This is a genomic window from Mesorhizobium sp. 131-3-5 (assembly GCF_016756575.1).
GTDB classification, from domain to species: domain Bacteria; phylum Pseudomonadota; class Alphaproteobacteria; order Rhizobiales; family Rhizobiaceae; genus Mesorhizobium; species Mesorhizobium jarvisii.
Genome location: NZ_AP023254.1, coordinates 5,151,741 through 5,166,550, shown reverse-complemented (window position 1 = coordinate 5,166,550; position 14,810 = coordinate 5,151,741). Strand labels below are relative to the sequence as shown.

At 61.5% G+C, this 14,810-nt stretch carries 19 protein-coding genes; 13 read left to right on the top strand and 6 right to left on the bottom strand.

The window, feature by feature from the left end; translation table 11 throughout:
- The first annotated feature begins 237 nt into the window (after positions 1 to 237).
- Positions 238 to 834 carry a glutathione S-transferase family protein gene (locus JG747_RS25455; protein WP_027046685.1) on the top strand — a complete coding sequence of 199 codons (597 nt, stop codon included), beginning with the start codon at positions 238 to 240 and terminating at the stop codon, positions 832 to 834.
- Positions 835 to 895: 61 nt separating this feature from the next.
- Here JG747_RS25455 and JG747_RS25450 read toward each other — a convergent pair whose 3' ends face one another.
- Positions 896 to 1,552: an outer membrane protein gene (locus JG747_RS25450; protein WP_019857308.1), complete on the bottom strand. Its 657-nt coding sequence runs from the start codon at positions 1,550 to 1,552 to the stop codon at positions 896 to 898.
- 413 nt (positions 1,553 to 1,965) lie between these two features.
- Here JG747_RS25450 and JG747_RS25445 point away from each other — a divergent pair, with 413 nt between their 5' ends.
- The 6 genes from JG747_RS25445 (at position 1,966) to JG747_RS25420 (ending at position 7,091) form a co-directional block, all read left to right on the top strand.
- Positions 1,966 to 2,730 carry an SDR family oxidoreductase gene (locus JG747_RS25445; protein WP_019857309.1) on the top strand — a complete coding sequence of 255 codons (765 nt, stop codon included), beginning with the start codon at positions 1,966 to 1,968 and terminating at the stop codon, positions 2,728 to 2,730.
- Entirely contained in the window at positions 2,727 to 4,793 is a 2,067-nt protein-coding gene (gene uvrC / locus JG747_RS25440; protein ID WP_202360289.1) for an excinuclease ABC subunit UvrC, read from the top strand. The genes JG747_RS25445 and uvrC overlap by 4 nt, the downstream gene beginning before the upstream one ends.
- Before the next feature lie 97 nt (positions 4,794 to 4,890).
- Complete coding sequence (gene pgsA / locus JG747_RS25435) at positions 4,891 to 5,487, top strand: CDP-diacylglycerol--glycerol-3-phosphate 3-phosphatidyltransferase (protein WP_010915213.1); 597 nt, start codon at positions 4,891 to 4,893, stop codon at positions 5,485 to 5,487.
- 1 nt (position 5,488) lies between these two features.
- A complete protein-coding gene (gene moaD, locus JG747_RS25430; protein WP_019857311.1) occupies positions 5,489 to 5,746 on the top strand; it encodes a molybdopterin converting factor subunit 1 in 258 nt (85 codons plus the stop codon).
- Between the two features lie 5 nt (positions 5,747 to 5,751).
- Entirely contained in the window at positions 5,752 to 6,231 is a 480-nt protein-coding gene (locus tag JG747_RS25425; protein ID WP_038645777.1) for a molybdenum cofactor biosynthesis protein MoaE, read from the top strand.
- Positions 6,232 to 6,326: 95 nt separating this feature from the next.
- Complete coding sequence (locus tag JG747_RS25420) at positions 6,327 to 7,091, top strand: YbaY family lipoprotein (RefSeq protein WP_202360288.1); 765 nt, start codon at positions 6,327 to 6,329, stop codon at positions 7,089 to 7,091.
- Positions 7,092 to 7,151: 60 nt separating this feature from the next.
- Here the strand turns inward: JG747_RS25420 and ndk are convergent, their stop codons facing one another.
- The gene (ndk, locus tag JG747_RS25415; RefSeq protein WP_019857314.1) at positions 7,152 to 7,574 is read right to left on the bottom strand and encodes a nucleoside-diphosphate kinase; all 423 of its coding nucleotides are present in this window, start codon (positions 7,572 to 7,574) and stop codon (positions 7,152 to 7,154) included.
- 284 nt (positions 7,575 to 7,858) lie between these two features.
- Between ndk and JG747_RS25410 the strand changes: the two genes are divergently transcribed.
- Positions 7,859 to 8,131 (top strand): DUF2934 domain-containing protein, encoded by a 273-nt coding sequence (locus JG747_RS25410; protein WP_081296142.1) that lies wholly within the window; start codon positions 7,859 to 7,861, stop codon positions 8,129 to 8,131.
- A gap of 83 nt (positions 8,132 to 8,214) precedes the next feature.
- Here JG747_RS25410 and JG747_RS25405 read toward each other — a convergent pair whose 3' ends face one another.
- A complete protein-coding gene (locus JG747_RS25405) occupies positions 8,215 to 8,907 on the bottom strand; it encodes a glutathione S-transferase family protein (protein ID WP_038645781.1) in 693 nt (230 codons plus the stop codon).
- A gap of 67 nt (positions 8,908 to 8,974) precedes the next feature.
- Here JG747_RS25405 and JG747_RS25400 point away from each other — a divergent pair, with 67 nt between their 5' ends.
- A complete protein-coding gene (locus JG747_RS25400) occupies positions 8,975 to 9,487 on the top strand; it encodes a DinB family protein (protein ID WP_019857317.1) in 513 nt (170 codons plus the stop codon).
- A 23-nt stretch (positions 9,488 to 9,510) separates the two neighbouring features.
- On the opposite strand, the gene JG747_RS25395 is transcribed toward JG747_RS25400, so the two are convergent.
- Both JG747_RS25395 and JG747_RS25390 read right to left on the bottom strand, forming a co-directional pair.
- The gene (locus JG747_RS25395) at positions 9,511 to 10,086 is read right to left on the bottom strand and encodes a GNAT family N-acetyltransferase (protein ID WP_027046687.1); all 576 of its coding nucleotides are present in this window, start codon (positions 10,084 to 10,086) and stop codon (positions 9,511 to 9,513) included.
- Positions 10,087 to 10,166: 80 nt separating this feature from the next.
- Positions 10,167 to 11,126 (bottom strand): LysR substrate-binding domain-containing protein, encoded by a 960-nt coding sequence (locus tag JG747_RS25390; RefSeq protein ID WP_202360287.1) that lies wholly within the window; start codon positions 11,124 to 11,126, stop codon positions 10,167 to 10,169.
- Between the two features lie 112 nt (positions 11,127 to 11,238).
- On the opposite strand from JG747_RS25390, the gene JG747_RS25385 reads away from it, so the two are divergent.
- From JG747_RS25385 to JG747_RS25370, 4 genes are all read left to right on the top strand, one after another.
- The gene (locus tag JG747_RS25385; RefSeq protein WP_038645785.1) at positions 11,239 to 12,075 is read left to right on the top strand and encodes a hypothetical protein; all 837 of its coding nucleotides are present in this window, start codon (positions 11,239 to 11,241) and stop codon (positions 12,073 to 12,075) included.
- Between the two features lie 45 nt (positions 12,076 to 12,120).
- Complete coding sequence (locus JG747_RS25380; RefSeq protein ID WP_202360286.1) at positions 12,121 to 13,047, top strand: DMT family transporter; 927 nt, start codon at positions 12,121 to 12,123, stop codon at positions 13,045 to 13,047.
- Positions 13,040 to 13,243, top strand: coding sequence for a hypothetical protein (locus JG747_RS25375; RefSeq protein WP_019857323.1), 204 nt, complete (start codon positions 13,040 to 13,042; stop codon positions 13,241 to 13,243). Before JG747_RS25380 ends, JG747_RS25375 begins: the two co-directional genes overlap by 8 nt.
- A gap of 152 nt (positions 13,244 to 13,395) precedes the next feature.
- Entirely contained in the window at positions 13,396 to 13,854 is a 459-nt protein-coding gene (locus JG747_RS25370; protein WP_019857325.1) for a MucR family transcriptional regulator, read from the top strand.
- A 75-nt stretch (positions 13,855 to 13,929) separates the two neighbouring features.
- Here JG747_RS25370 and JG747_RS25365 read toward each other — a convergent pair whose 3' ends face one another.
- Positions 13,930 to 14,601 carry a Crp/Fnr family transcriptional regulator gene (locus JG747_RS25365; protein WP_202362353.1) on the bottom strand — a complete coding sequence of 224 codons (672 nt, stop codon included), beginning with the start codon at positions 14,599 to 14,601 and terminating at the stop codon, positions 13,930 to 13,932.
- Positions 14,602 to 14,810: the final 209 nt, after the last annotated feature.

The window sequence follows — 14,810 nt, the reverse complement described above, 5'->3', positions numbered from 1 at the left end:
CGTCTCCTTGCCGCGGTCGGCGAAGGCCCGGGTGCGATGCTTCGGGTTCGGGGGATGAATGCAGGTTTGAATCCCGTCAACCTGCCGTCATCGTTTGCGCGTGTTTCGGCGTACCAGTCCGTGATGTCTGGAGCGGAAACCGCCATGGGTTTCTGGCTGCTGTTTTTTCGCGCTCTGGCGGTTGATCGCAAGTGCCTGTCCAGTCAACACTGGGCGCCTGCAAACAGGAAACCGATCATGCCGAAGCTGCTCTATGCGTCCACCTCTCCTTACAGCTCCAAGGTAAGGATGGCCGCGGCCTATGCCGGGGTCGCGATCGATCTGGTGCCGGTCAAGACCGAGGACAAACCAGCCGAACTGATCGGCGCCAATCCGCTCGGCAAGATCCCGGCGCTCGTGCTCGACGATGGCCGTTCTGTTCACGACAGCCGCGCCATCATCCAGCACCTCAACCGGATTTCGAAGAACGCTTTGTTTCCGCGCAATCCCGACAAGCGGCTGGAGGCGGAGGTGCTGGAGGCGCTGGCCGACGGCATCTGCGATTGCGCGCTGTCGATGGTCTATGAGCGCCGCACCCGGCCCGAAGAGATGGTCTATCAGCCCTGGCTCGACCGGCAGTGGACGAAGATCACCGCCGCGCTCGATCTGCTCAATGCCAATCCGCCGAAACTGCCGAAGAAGATCACTGCCGGTCAGATGGCGTTGCGTGCCTGCCTCGGCTATCTCGCGCTGCGTTTCGCCGGCAAATGGGAAAAAGGCCGTGGCCGGTTGACCCGCTGGGCAGCGCGTTTCGACGAAAAATTTCCGGAGCTGAAGTCGGCGGTTCCGGCCTGAGCACCGGCAATAAAAAAGCCGGGCGCGAGGCCCGGCTTTTTCGTGTCGTGGCTTGAACGACTTAGAACTTCATACCGAGGCCGAAAGTGACGCGGTTGTCGGTCGCCTTGACCTTGCCGATACCATCGAAGCTCTTCGAGCCGAAGTCCGTGTAGCGGTACTCGACACGGCCGAAGACGTTGTCGGTCAGCTTGATGTCGGTGCCGACGCCGGCGGTCCAGCCGATCATCGTGGCGGTGTCGCTGGCCGGAATGACCGAGTCTTCCACCTTCAGGCTCCTGCCGGCGAGACCGCCGGTGCCATAGAGCAGGATTTCCGGGGTCACGGCGTAGCCGAGACGGGCACGCAGCGAGCCTTCGAAGCCGCCCTTCGAATTGATGCCGTTGTCGTCACCCTTGACGCCGTTGTAGCCGAGTTCGGCTTCACCGCCGTACACGAAGTTCTCCTGCTGCCACTGATAGCCGCCGAAGACGCTACCGACGAAACCCTTTGTGCCGGTCGAAACGTCGAAATCCTTCTCCTTGGTACGGCCGCTGAAGCCGTAGCCAATGTTAAGACCAGCATACGGGCCAGCCCAGGATGCGACAGGCAGTTCGGCAACCGGAGCGGGTGCCGGGGGCTCTTCCTGAACGACGTCTGCGGCATAGGCAGTACCACCGAGGGCGAAGAGCCCGAGCGCGACGGCCAGCGGCCGTGCGAATTTGAGATTGGCTTGCATTGTTCTTTACTCCTTAAGCCACAGGACACAGGCTTGTTTCTCACGATCGCCATCAACCCGTCCGGGGGGTGAAACGGATCTGGCGTTCGTCGGTTCCAAATGTCGTGTCAAAATGCGGCTGAAGCGAACCTGAACTTGGGTCATTACCCGGCGCGAATGAGGCGGAACCTTGACGTTGCATCTTCGCAACAGCGAAATGTCAGCAGCCATTTCATGCTGCGCTGCACACCGCTTGGTGCAAGGAGTCCAGCATCCTATATTGCGTTCCGGCGGTTCCGACTCCAAGACGAGTCGGCATGCCGAACCGGGCGTTTCGCCACAATGCTGCCCCAAGTGCGAATGCCGTTTAACGCATGCCGGGCCATATTTCGTCGGCGTCGTGTTTTCGGCCCGAAATCGAGGATTGACAGCAGATGAGCAAAGCCACTCCCGCGGCCCTGGTGACGGGCGGGGCGAAACGGATCGGCAAGGCAATTGTCGAAGACCTCGCCGGCCATGGCTTTGCCGTCGCCATCCACGCCAATCGCTCGCACGACGAGGCGGATGCCTTGGCCGCGGGGATCAATCAGTCCGGCGGCCGCGCCACCGTGGTTGGGGCGGATCTGACCGACATGAGCGCGGTCAGCGGCCTCGTCGGCAAGGCGGAGGCCGCGCTGGGTCCAATCTCTCTGCTGGTCAACAATGCTTCGCTTTTCGTCGACGATTCCATCGAGGATTTCGATTGGCAGGCCTGGGACCGCCACTTTGCCATCCACGTGAAAACGCCGGCGCTGTTGGCGCAGAATTTCGCCCGCGCCTTGCCTGAAGGGCGCGAGGGGCTGATCGTCAATATCATCGATCAGCGCGTCTGGAGGCCGACGCCACGCTACTTCTCCTACGCGTTGTCGAAGTCGGCTTTGTGGACCCAGACCCAGATGCTGGCGCAGGCGCTCGGCCCGCGCATTCGCGTCAACGCGATCGGGCCTGGCCCGACACTGAAGAATGTGCGCCAGGACGATACCGATTTTGGCGCACAGCTCGCTGGCCTGATCCTGAAGCGCGGCCCGGAATTGCCGGAATTCGGCGCCACCATCCGCTATCTCTGGGATGCGCGCTCGGTCACCGGTCAGATGATCGCGCTCGATGGCGGCCAGCATCTTGCATGGCAGACGCCCGATGTGACAGGCATGACGGAATGAGTCCTTTGGATCACAAAAACAAGGCGCGTGGCGGCGCCGATGACCTGCCTCCCGAAATCGACCTCGAGGACGAGGCGCTCGAGGAGATCGTCGAACCGACAGGCCCGGATGTCGCCTTCACCGCCATCGACTGGACGCCGCATGCCGGCGATGCCGAAGGCATGGTCGGCGCCGAGGTGATCCAGACCTTGGTCAAACGGCTGCCCAACGCACCCGGCGTCTACCGCATGATGAACGCCGCAGGCGACGTGCTCTATGTCGGCAAGGCGCGCAGCCTGAAGAAGCGCGTCACCAACTACGCGCAAGGCCGGTTCCACACCAACCGCATCGGCCGCATGGTGCGCGAGACGTCGACGATGGAATTCGTCGTCACCCGCACCGAGATCGAGGCGCTGCTGCTCGAAGCCAATCTTATCAAGCGCTTGCGGCCGCGATTCAACGTGCTGATGCGCGACGACAAGTCGTTTCCCTATATCCTTTTGACCGGCGACCATGTCTCGCCCGGCATCTACAAGCATCGTGGCGCGCGGTCGCGGAAAGGCGACTATTTCGGCCCCTTTGCTTCGGCCGGCGCCGTCGGCCGCACCATCAATTCGCTGCAGCGCGCCTTCCTGCTGCGCAGTTGCACCAACTCGTTCTACGAGAACCGCACGCGGCCGTGCCTGCTGTATCAGATCAAGCGCTGCGCCGGCCCCTGCACCGGCGAAATCTCGCATGACGGCTATGCCGAACTGGTCGCCGAGGCGAAGGATTTTCTGTCCGGCCGCAGCCAGAAGGTGAAGACCGAGATTTCGGCCGCCATGCAGCAGGCATCTGAAGACCTCGATTTCGAACGGGCCGCCATCTATCGCGACCGGCTGGCCGCCCTGTCGCATGTGCAGAGCCATCAGGGCATCAACCCGGCGACCGTCGACGAGGCCGATGTCTTCGCCATCCATCAGGAAGGCGGGCAGGTCTGCATCCAGGTGTTCTTCTTCCGCACCGGCCAGAACTGGGGCAACCGCGCCTATTTCCCGAAGGCCGATCCTGCCCTGGAAGCGGCCGAGGTATTGGGCTCGTTCCTGGCGCAGTTCTACGACGACAAGCCGACGCCGCGCGCAATCCTTCTGTCGCACGGCGTCGAGGACCAGGAATTGCTGGCCGAGGCGCTCTCGACCCGCGCCGGCCGCAAGGTTGCGATCTCTGTGCCGCAGCGCGGAGAGAAGAAGGACCTGACCGACAACGCCCTGCAGAATGCGCGGGAGGCGTTGGGCCGCAGGCTGGCCGAAACCTCGACGCAAGGACGGTTGCTTGCCGGTTTCGCCGAGACCTTCGGCCTGGCCAAGCCGCCGGTGCGCATCGAGGTATACGACAACTCGCACATCATGGGCACCAATGCCGTCGGCGCCATGGTTGTCGCGGGACCGGAAGGGTTCGTGAAAAACCAGTACCGGAAATTCAACATCCGCTCGACCGAGATCACTCCGGGCGACGATTTCGGCATGATGCGCGAGGTGATGGAGCGGCGCTTTTCGCGACTGCTCAAGGAGCATGGCGATGTCGCGCCCGACGACACGGCTTCGGTGGAAGCGGGCGATGATGTCGAAGACGACATCTCCGGCAGCTTCCCGGCCTGGCCCGACGTCATCCTGATCGATGGCGGCCAGGGCCAGATGACGGCCGTGCGCAAGATTCTCGCCGATCTCGGCATCGAGGACCGCGTCGTGGCGATCGGCATCGCCAAGGGGCAGGACCGCGATGCCGGCCGCGAGCGCTTTTTCGTCAAGGGCAGGGATTCTTTTTCGCTGCCGGTGCGCGACCCCGTGCTCTATTTCGTCCAGCGGCTGCGCGACGAGGTCCATCGCTTCGCCATCGGCTCTCACCGGGCGCGGCGCAAGAAGGAGATGGTCAAAAGCCCGCTCGACGAGATCGCCGGCATCGGCCCCGGCCGCAAGCGCGCGCTGCTGCTGGCATTCGGCACCGCCAAGGCCGTCAGCCGTGCCGCGATCGAGGATCTGAGGAAAGTCGACGGTATTTCCGAACAGGTCGCCAAACTGGTCTACAATCATTTTCACGAAAGTTGAAAAATTCGGCACTTTCAGCTGGCCAGTCGAATCTGGCCTGTTGACCCCCTACATTCGCTTCTGATTTGAGTACGCAGGCAGAAAGAGTCCACCAGATATGGCCCAGCGCGCGTTCAACCTGCCCAACATGCTGACCTACGCCCGCATCATCGCGGTGCCGCTGGTGGTGCTGTGCTTTTTTCTCGAAGGCCATCTGAAATCGAGCGACTTCGCCCGCTGGTCGGCGCTGGTCATTTTTCTGCTGGCATCCGTCACCGATTATTTCGACGGCTATTTTGCGCGCGCCTGGCAGCAGACCTCCAATATCGGCAAGATGCTCGACCCGATCGCCGACAAGCTGCTGGTCGCGACCTGCCTTTTGCTGCTGGCGGCCGACACCGATCGCCATGCCGGCATCGCCGGCTGGTCGCTGTGGGCGGCCATCATCATCCTGTGCCGCGAAATCCTGGTTTCCGGCCTGCGCGAATATCTGGCGGCACTCAAGGTCTCGGTGCCGGTGACGCAGCTTGCCAAGTGGAAGACCACCATCCAGATGGTCGCCATCGCATTCCTGCTGGCAGGACCGGCCGGTGACAAGATCTTCCCGCTGACGACGCAGACCGGCCTTGTGCTGCTGTGGATCGCCGCACTCGTCACGCTCTACACCGGCTACGACTATTTCCGCGCCGGCCTCAAGCACATCATGGACGAGTGAGATGACGACCCGCCTTATCTATTTTGCCTGGGTGCGCGAACGGATCGGCATGCCTCAAGAGGATGTCGAATTGCCCGCCGGCATCGAGACCGTCGCCGACCTTTTGCGCTGGCTGCAATCGCGCGGCGAGGGCTACGAACACGCGCTGCAATATCCCGACGTGATCCGCGTTGCCATCAACCAGGAACATGTCGACCACCGCGAAAAGATATCGGGCGCGCGCGAGATCGCGCTGTTCCCGCCGATGACCGGAGGTTGACACCCATGTCGGCCGTCCTGGCGCCGACCGTGCGCATCCAGCGCGAGGATTTCGACGTCGCCGCCGAGATCGCCGGACTGACGCAAGGCCGCAGCGACATTGGCGCGGTGGTTTCTTTCTCCGGCCTCTGCCGCGATGAGCAGGGCGCGCTCTCAGCGCTGGAGCTCGAACATTATCCCGGCATGGCGGAGGCCGAGATCGGCCTTATCGCCACCGAGGCGGTTGAGCGCTGGCCGCTGCAGGGCCTCACCGTCATCCACCGCCATGGCAAGGTTCGTCCGGGCGAGAATATCGTGCTGGTGGTGGCCGCCTCCGGCCATCGCCAGGCCGCGTTCGAAGCGGCGAACTTTCTCATGGATTACCTCAAATCGCGCGCGCCCTTCTGGAAGAAGGAGCATCGCGCCGATGGTTCCGAAGGTGGCTGGGTCGAGGCCAAGGAAACCGACGCCCAGGCGGCAAAGCGCTGGAAGTCACCGTCCGAATAAATCCAGTCGCAGCCATGTATTGACCGCAATCCTTTGGCCAATTGCGTGAGGTTGATCAGCCCCGGGGATTGGCAGTCCGGGCAAGGGAGGTGGTCATGCTGGACAGGCTCGCGGAGTTCTTCGTCTTCGGTTTCGTGCCTCTGGTCGTCGGCATCCTGGCGGTACCGGAACTGTCCGTGGCCGCCGAAAAGGCGGTGAGGGGCGAGGTGATCTATCGCGAACGCATCGCCCTGCCGCCCAGCGCCGTGCTTTCCGTCCAGCTTGCCGATGTTTCACTGGCAGATGCACCGGGCAAGATCATCGGCGAGCAGACGGTCAAGCCGGCCGGCCAGGTGCCGATCAGCTTCGAGATCAAGTTCGATCCTTCGGTGGTCCGGTCGCAGATGACCTATGCGCTGCAGGCGCGGATCACCGTTGACGGCAAGTTGATGTTCATTTCCGATGTGCGCCATCAGCTGGACCCGCTGACTGACGCGCCGCAGACCATCATGCTGAAAATGGTGGCGTCAGGCGCCGAGCCGGCGGCTTCCGTCTTTGGCCAGATCTGGGTGCTCGACTACGTCGATGGCATTGGCGCCATCACCGCGCCGCAGGCGACGCTCAGGGTCAGCGAGGCTGGCAAGGCGGGCGGCAGCGGCCCCTGCAACACCTATTTCGCCACCGCCAAGGTCGATGGCCAGGCGATCGCCATCAGCGACATCGGCTCGACCTACAAGGCCTGCGCGCCGGAGGTGATGGCCGAGGAAAAGGCGTTGTTCGATGCCTTGGCCAAGGCGGCGTCCTACAAGGTCGATGCCGGCAAGCTCGCCATATCGGACAAGGACGGCCGCGAAATCCTGCGCTTCAGCGCCGCGAGCTGATCGCCAAATGAAAAGGCCGGCGAAGCGCCGGCCTTTTGCATGAGATTTTGCAGTATCGGCTCAGCCGACGATCTCGGTGTCCGAGAACCAGTACTTGATCTCCTGCGCGGCGGTTTCCGGCGCGTCGGAGCCGTGCACCGAATTCTCGCCGATCGACAGCGCGTGGACCTTGCGGATGGTGCCTTCGGCGGCGTTGGCCGGGTTGGTGGCGCCCATCACTTCGCGGTTCCTGGCAATGGCATTCTCGCCTTCCAGCACCTGGACGATCGTCGGAGCCGACGACATGAACTCGACCAGTTCGCCGAAGAAGGGACGGTCCTTGTGGACGGCGTAGAAACCTTCCGCCTCGCGGCGGCTCATCCAGACGCGGCGCGATGCGATGACGCGCAGGCCGGCGTCTTCGAGCATCTGGGTGATGGCGCCGGTGAGGTTGCGCCGGGTCGCGTCCGGCTTGATCATGGAAAAGGTGCGTTCGAGCGCCATGGGGTTTCCTTGTCTGAGAAATGGAATTGAGAGTGGCGGGCTCTATACAAGCCGCCCGGCCCATTGCCAAGGGGTGAGGAGCGGTCCGCGAAGCGGACGGAAAGCCGATTGCCTGGCTTTCAGAATGACGAGTGCCCAAAGCGGGGATTGAAGGGCCGCAACGCTACGCACATCTATGTCAGGCCGGCAAGCCGTCAGGCGACATCAGACGGCTGCACAGCAACGCTTTGCTTGCTATAGTCACGCGTCGGCGCCGCGCTGAAGTCGGCCCGAATGGAGACAACATGACCATGGCAGACGATCGTCAGGAGCGCATTCGCAACCGCGCACATCAGATCTGGCAGGAAGAGGGGCAACCGGCCGGTCACCACGAACGCCATTGGCACCAGGCGGCAGCCGATATCGATCGGGAAGATGCGGGCAAGCCGTCGGCAGCCAAGACGCCGGCCAAGAAGGCATCTGGCGCCAGCAAGGCCAAAGCCGCTCCAAAGGAAGAGAAAGCTGTCGCGAAAGCCAGCAAGCCGAAGACCAGCAAGCCAAAGAAGGCGGCCAAGTAGGCCCGCTGTCCTGCCGCTGATTCTCGCCACGGATAGACGGCGCGTCCAATCTGCCTTGCGGGCAGGGCAAGCGCTTGCGGCCGTCAGGCCGCTGCCGCAACCTTTCGTCCCAGCCCGCCATGCAGGTCGAGGCAACGCGCGAACCATTGCGCCACGGCATCGCTGTCTTCAAGCAGCTGGTAGGGCGTGGCGATGCGCGCCCATTGCAGCGCGCCGAAGACGATGTAATCCGCAAACAGCGGTGAGGCGCCGCCGATGAAAGGCTGGTAGCCCAGCATCGAGCGCAGCGGTTCGAGCGAAGTCCGAAACGCCGCCAGGCCGGCATCGCGCGCCGCGACGACATCTTCCAGCTGCCTGCCGAAGCGCTGCTCCCGGCTCTGCCGGAAATACACGGCGTTTTCTTCGTCCTGCATGGCATGGAGGTCCACGAGCGCCGCAGTGGTGACGTAGGGATGGATGGTCAATTGCGACCAGCGCTCGATGAAGCGCGCCATCGCCTTGCCACCGTCGCCGCCAAACAGCGTCGGCCGGTCCGGATAGGCTTCCTCGAGATAGAGCGCGATGTCGAAGGAATCGATGACGACCTTGTCGCCGTCGCGGATCACCGGAACGGTTTTCGAGGCGCCGCCCTCGATGGCGGGCACCTCGAGAAAACGCGTCGGCGCGGTCGAGATATCGAGCCCCTTGTGGGCCAGCGCCATTGTCGCCTTCCAGCAATGCGGACTGAACGGACGGCTCTCGTCACGCCCGACGAGCTCATAAAGCAGAATGGTCATTGGCGCGGGTCTCTTTGCGGTCTAGGTATCGCTCGCGACACCCCGAAACGGGGCGGCGGGAGAAAAGATGAAACAGCACTTCATGATGTTTGCGGCGTATAATCAATGGGCCAATGGCCGCATCTATGATGCCGCCGCGGACCTTGATGAAGAGGAATTCAATCGCGACGTCGGCGCCTTCTTCGGCTCGCTGATGGGCACCCTCAACCATCTGCTCGCCGCCGATCGCATCTGGATGAAGCGCTTCACCGGCGAGGGCGACGCGCCGACGGCGCTGGATGCCATACTGCATCGGGCCTTGCCCAAGCTGAGGACGGCGCGCGAGGCCGAGGACCGGCGGATCATCGACTGGCTCTCCGGCTTGAGCGACAAGGCGCTGTCGGGCCGCTTCACCTATATGACCCTGTCGGACATGCGCACCGTCTCGCAGCGTCTTGCGCCCGCGCTGGCGCATGTCTTCAACCACCAGACCCATCATCGCGGCCAGGCGCATATGATCCTGACTGTCCTCGGCCGTCCTTCCGTGCCGCTCGATCTGGCGCATTTCCAGCGTACCGAAGAGGGCAGGGCTTTCGCCTGATCCGGGCGAACGGCCTGCGCCGACTACCGCCGCATCTTCTGCAGAAGCATGGCCTTCACGTCAGGCCATTCGGAATCGATGATGCTGAACCGCACGGAATTGCGTTTCCTGCCGTCTGGCATGATCCGCTCGTTGCGAACGATCCCTTCCTGCTTTGCCCCTATCCGCAGAATGGCCGCTCTCGATGCGTCATTGAGTTCATCGGTGGTGAACTGCACTCGCACACACGCCATGACCTCGAAGGCATGGGCCAGGAGAAGGTACTTTGCCTCGGTATTGACCCCTGATCGCTGAACCGAAGCGCTGAGCCACGTGTGCCCAATCTCCAATTTTCTGTTCATGCGATCGATCTTCCAGAACCGCGTACTCCCGCAGATCGCTCCCGTGCCGCGCAGCACGATTGTATAGGGCATGACGGTCCCGGCCCGTCGTCCAGCCAGGGCGCAGGCTACATAGTCATCGATCGTGGCTGGCCCGGGAACCACGGTGGCCGCGAGGTTCCACAGCTCACCGTCCGCGGCCGCACACAGAAGGCCCTGCGAATGCCCCGGCTGAAGCGGCTTAAGTTCCACAATCTTGCCGGCCAGGACAGGTTGCATGGATTGGACGTCCATTAACCGATGGTCCTCAATTTTCTGACCGGCGGTCATCGGGGGACAATTGGGCGCTGATACGAATTTCAGACAGCTTCGGTAGCCAGGTCGCGGATTTCACTGTCCAATTGACGTTGCGTCGAAGCCGCTTCCGCCATGACCCATTGTTTGAACAGCAGCACCTTACGTGCGGCAAAGCACTTCTGGGGGGAGACGAAATACCAGCCGGCGGTATTCGGATGGTGGACGGCAAAGGGAGCGACCAGCCTTTCGGCGCGGATGTCGCTGGCCATATAGGCACGGTTGGCCACGGCAAAGCCCATTCCGGCATTGGCGGCCTCATAGGACATCATGCACGAGTCGAAATAGATGCTTTTGGTCTCGCTGAGCACGAAGCTGGCACTGGCAAAGCCAAGCCAGGACTGCCAGTTCTGGGTGCAGGTGTCGGAATGCAGAAGTGTGAAGTGCCTGAGATCGTCCGGCTCCACCTTGGACACCGGCTTGTCGCCGAGAACCTCATGGAACAGTTTGCGGCTGCACACCGGTGTCAGGTCCTCCCGAAACAGCAGATCGGATGGCAGCCCGTTGAAATGGCCGTCGCCATAGCGGATTTCGAGATCGAAATCCGAGGTCGAGAACTCATGCGTCGCGTAGGAGGTCGAAACCCGCATCACGATATCGGGATGTCGCCGCTGGAACTCCGGCAGGCGCGGAAACAGCCAGCGTGCTGCGAAGGTCGGCAGCACGGATATCTTCAGCACATGTTCCTGCGATTGCCCGGTCGCTTCCATGCTGGCGGCGACGATCCGCTCCAGCGCCTCGCGAACGCGCGAGACATAGGTCTCGCCTTCCGGCGTCAGCGACACCGCATTGCCACCGCGCTGGAAAATCTTGAAGCGCAGCTGATCCTCCAGGCTCTTGACGCGCTGGCTGACCGCTGACGCAGTGATGAACTGCTCCTCTCCGGCTCGCGTGAAATTCCCGTGGCGCGCAGCACTCTCCACGATTTTCAGCGAATTGAGGTTGACCTGACTGAGCAAACGCACCGGCTTCGACCTTAAGCTGGGCTTACACTAGCACCAGCATTCCTAATTTTACAGGGGGTGCTAATTTAATCGACTGTTAACCAAGTGTTTGCCCCTCACTTGGAGAAGTACAATGAACGCACATACCATACCCGATCTGCGCTATGCGATGAGCCGCGAGGCCATTATCGGCCACGAAACCGCCTGGAAAGTGTCGAGTTTCGGCGTTGCACAGTATCTGCATGGCTATGACCCGGCGCTGCTCGCGGCAATCGAGGAGGCCGCCTTGAAGCTCAAGGACAGCCACGCCGTGCACAAGCACCTCGACCTGACCTTCATCACCGGCGCCGACCGTTTCATTCCCGAAATCAAGGAGTTGCTGCACGACAAGCTGCGCCTCGAGCGGCTGTCCGACATGATGGGCACGAAACTTGAGCCCTATCCGCTGTCGATCGTTGGTTCGACCGTCACCTTCATGAATCCCAGGGATGGCGCCGTCGAATGGCATTGCGACGGCGTTCCGGTTACCGAACTCATTCCGCTGTCGATCAGCGATCCGCTCGTCGGCGGCCATCTCGAAATCTATTGCGACGATTCCGAGACCGGCCGCGCCGTCCTCGAATCCGGCCGCGAGATCCCGCGCAACCGCATCATGCGCATCGATCACAAGATGAACTACGCGACGCTCGGGCAGTTCCTTGGCGTCCTGCATCGCACCGCCCCGATCCAGTATGGCGAGCGCGTCACCCTAGTGCTCAACCAGCGTTCGGTGGCCAAGCCCTATGTCGACGACAACCGCATGTTCTATCTCGCCGCCGACAATGATCACGACCGTGAATGGGTCAACGAACTGGCTGAAGACGTCTGGACCAACCAGTTGCCGGCCTATCGCCGGTTCGAGGCGGAACATCCGACGCCCACCCCGGCCGCCGAAGCACAGGTTTCGGGCGGAGCCAGGGAATCATGGTAATCAACCATAATCCCGAAAAGTGGGAGCCGGTCTTCGGACGAGATCATGGTCCAACACAGGGATAGAGCCCCAGGCCGATTGTTTTGGCATGGATCAGGCTCGATACCCGCGCTGGTCTTTGCTGCCGGCGCGGTGGCTTTGTGGTCGACCAATGCTTTGGTCGGCAAATCCCTACTGGCAACCCATCCGGTATCGCAAGTGCAGTTCCTGCAATTTGCGGGAGCTGCATTGGTCTTCGCCTTGATCCGGTTCATGAGCCGCGAGGAAGCGCCGCCAATGGCGCCAAGGGCGGCACTCGCACCTCTCGCGGTCGGATTCATCGGTCTGGTCGGCACCATGGTGCTGCAATACATCGCCTTCGCCTCGATGCCGGTGATCGAAGCCAATCTCGTGGCCTACACCTGGCCCTTGATGGTCGCCGCGGCAGTGATCGCCTTCGACAATCCCCGGCGCCCGGTCTTGCTGGGTCTTGCCGCGGCCCTTGGCTTCGTGGGTGTTGCGCTAGTGATTTCGGGAGGGCGTGAGAGCAGCTGGTTCCAGGGCGATATCGTCGGCTATTTCGCCGCATTTGGATCTGCGCTGTGCATGGCTTTCTATTCGGTGATGGTGGGACGGCTCGCCACTTCGCCCGATCGCCTGCTGCTGCCTTCGTCGCTGGTCGGTGTCGCCTTGACGCTTTTTTGGTCCTCTGGCGAAGGCGTCGCCTGGCCCTCCGGCGTCGATCTCGCCCTGGGACTCTATCTCGGCGCCGGTCCGATGGGGCTGGGTTATTACTTTTGGTCGCGGGCCTTGAAGCTCGAAGGCAGTGGCAAGGTCGCGGTCGTCGCCTATCTCACGCCGATTGCCTCGACGTTGCTGCTGACCCTGTCCGGCGAACGGTTGACGACAACCGCCATTGCCGGGGCCGTCCTCGTCATCGGCAGTTGTATCGCGGTCGGACTGGAGCGCTCGGAGGCGCAAGACTATGTTTGACGACAATGAACGTCTCGCCAGGCAGGAAGCGCATTGGCTGATCAAGGAATTTGGTGCCGAAGCACCGCTCTACGCGGCGATGAAGGCCGAAAAGGCAATTGAGCAGAAGGATTTCGGGCGCTGTGCCCGTTGGCGGCGTATTCTTGAGATATTGGCCGATACCCGGACGACCAAGTCTGCTGCTTCCAAGTATTAGATTTTCTAAATTGCGCAGCGTGCATTTCCCATAAAAATAGTTGACGCCAAGTCTTGATTCGTTTTGGCACTTGGCGGGCCGTTGGGGGGACGCGGTTAAAGAGATACGTCGACGAAGTCTTCGCTGGGGTGGATGACTTTCTCGCAAATAGGATGAAAGAATTGTCAAATATCGAGGATAAGACCGTTATAGAGCTAACGGCCGATATTGTCTCGGCCTATGTAGGCAACAATCCGCTACCAGCTTCCGGCCTGCCTGACCTGATTGCCAGCGTCAGCGCCTCGGTTCGAAAGTTGGCTGGCGCGGTCGTCGTAGAAAGCCCGAGCCTGGTTCCGGCCGTAAACCCGAAAAAGTCGGTGTTTCCCGACTACATCATCTGCCTGGAAGACGGAAAGAAGTTCAAGTCGCTCAAGCGACATCTCAGGACAGACTATGGTCTGAGCCCGGACGACTATCGGGCCAAATGGAGCTTGCCGCCGGACTATCCGATGGTCGCTCCCAATTACTCGGCGACCCGGTCGGCGCTAGCAAAGTCGACGGGACTTGGCCGCAAACCGGCAGCCGCACCGGCCGCCGTGGCAAAGGGAGCCAAGCGCAAGGCGGCTGGCTAAGCGGGAAGCGCCCCGGCCAGTTGGCCTAGACGCGACAGCCAATGGAACCCGGAAGGCGGCTTTGCCCTTCCGGGTTCACCGTCTGATTTGTGGTTGATCGTGCAGAACCACGTTCAGCAGCGAACTGTGCACCACGAGTTTCCCATTGTACTCGATGAATCCGAGGTCGCGGAACTTGTTCATGAAGTAGCTGACTCTCGGTCGCGTTGTGCCGATCATTTCGGCAAGCGTCTCCTGGTTGACCTTGCCGAGAATGGGTTCTGGCTTTCCTTCCTTGCCGAAATTTGCAAGCAGCAGAAGTGCCCGTGCCAGGCGCTTTTCGCTCGAATTGAAAAGCTGATCGACCAGGTCCTCTTCGACACGGATGGTTCGTGTCAGAAGATGCGCGATGAACATTTCCGAAAAGGCCGGCTCATCATGAATGACGCGCATGATCGCCTTCTTGTCCAACTGCATGATCTCGCAATCAGTCATCGCAACCGCCGTTGCCATGCGCCGGGTCTGGCCGGCCAAGCAACCTTCGCCGAAGAAATCGTCGGTCCCCATTATGGCGACGACAGCTTCCTTTCCCTGTTCGGACAGGACACTGATTTTGACCTGGCCCTCATTGATGTAGAAGACCGAAGCCGCGACATCGCCTTGCGAGAATATCTTCTGGTTGGGTCCATAGCGTGTGATGGTGCGCCCGAGATCTGCTTTCGCCAGAAAAACCTTCGGGTCGAACGGCTGATCTGATCTTCCTTCCATCAATGACCCCATCCACTGACCAGATTGGATTTTATCACGATGCTGACGAGGCTTCAGCCTTGATGAAACAGAATCCGATATCTCGCGGAACCGGTCAATATTGACCAGATGCGGCCCGCTGCGAAGACTATCCAAATGCGGTCGGCGTCATTCCGGGTCTTCCTCCCCCGATCTCCTGGCGTCTTGACGAGTCCCTGGCCGGGGCTTCG

Coding starts and splice junctions, on each gene's coding strand:
- JG747_RS25420 (WP_202360288.1), top strand. CDS start 6,327: ATGCTGGACAGGCTCGCGGAGTTCTTCGTCTTCGGTTTCGTGCCTCTG.
- JG747_RS25405 (WP_038645781.1), bottom strand. CDS start 8,907: ATGACCATTCTGCTTTATGAGCTCGTCGGGCGTGACGAGAGCCGTCCG.
- JG747_RS25375 (WP_019857323.1), top strand. CDS start 13,040: ATGTTTGACGACAATGAACGTCTCGCCAGGCAGGAAGCGCATTGGCTG.
- JG747_RS25400 (WP_019857317.1), top strand. CDS start 8,975: ATGAAACAGCACTTCATGATGTTTGCGGCGTATAATCAATGGGCCAAT.
- JG747_RS25445 (WP_019857309.1), top strand. CDS start 1,966: ATGAGCAAAGCCACTCCCGCGGCCCTGGTGACGGGCGGGGCGAAACGG.
- pgsA (WP_010915213.1), top strand. CDS start 4,891: ATGGCCCAGCGCGCGTTCAACCTGCCCAACATGCTGACCTACGCCCGC.
- JG747_RS25425 (WP_038645777.1), top strand. CDS start 5,752: ATGTCGGCCGTCCTGGCGCCGACCGTGCGCATCCAGCGCGAGGATTTC.
- JG747_RS25395 (WP_027046687.1), bottom strand. CDS start 10,086: ATGCAACCTGTCCTGGCCGGCAAGATTGTGGAACTTAAGCCGCTTCAG.
- JG747_RS25410 (WP_081296142.1), top strand. CDS start 7,859: ATGACCATGGCAGACGATCGTCAGGAGCGCATTCGCAACCGCGCACAT.
- JG747_RS25380 (WP_202360286.1), top strand. CDS start 12,121: ATGGTCCAACACAGGGATAGAGCCCCAGGCCGATTGTTTTGGCATGGA.
- JG747_RS25385 (WP_038645785.1), top strand. CDS start 11,239: ATGAACGCACATACCATACCCGATCTGCGCTATGCGATGAGCCGCGAG.
- JG747_RS25450 (WP_019857308.1), bottom strand. CDS start 1,552: ATGCAAGCCAATCTCAAATTCGCACGGCCGCTGGCCGTCGCGCTCGGG.
- JG747_RS25365 (WP_202362353.1), bottom strand. CDS start 14,601: ATGGAAGGAAGATCAGATCAGCCGTTCGACCCGAAGGTTTTTCTGGCG.
- JG747_RS25370 (WP_019857325.1), top strand. CDS start 13,396: ATGAAAGAATTGTCAAATATCGAGGATAAGACCGTTATAGAGCTAACG.
- JG747_RS25455 (WP_027046685.1), top strand. CDS start 238: ATGCCGAAGCTGCTCTATGCGTCCACCTCTCCTTACAGCTCCAAGGTA.
- uvrC (WP_202360289.1), top strand. CDS start 2,727: ATGAGTCCTTTGGATCACAAAAACAAGGCGCGTGGCGGCGCCGATGAC.
- moaD (WP_019857311.1), top strand. CDS start 5,489: ATGACGACCCGCCTTATCTATTTTGCCTGGGTGCGCGAACGGATCGGC.
- ndk (WP_019857314.1), bottom strand. CDS start 7,574: ATGGCGCTCGAACGCACCTTTTCCATGATCAAGCCGGACGCGACCCGG.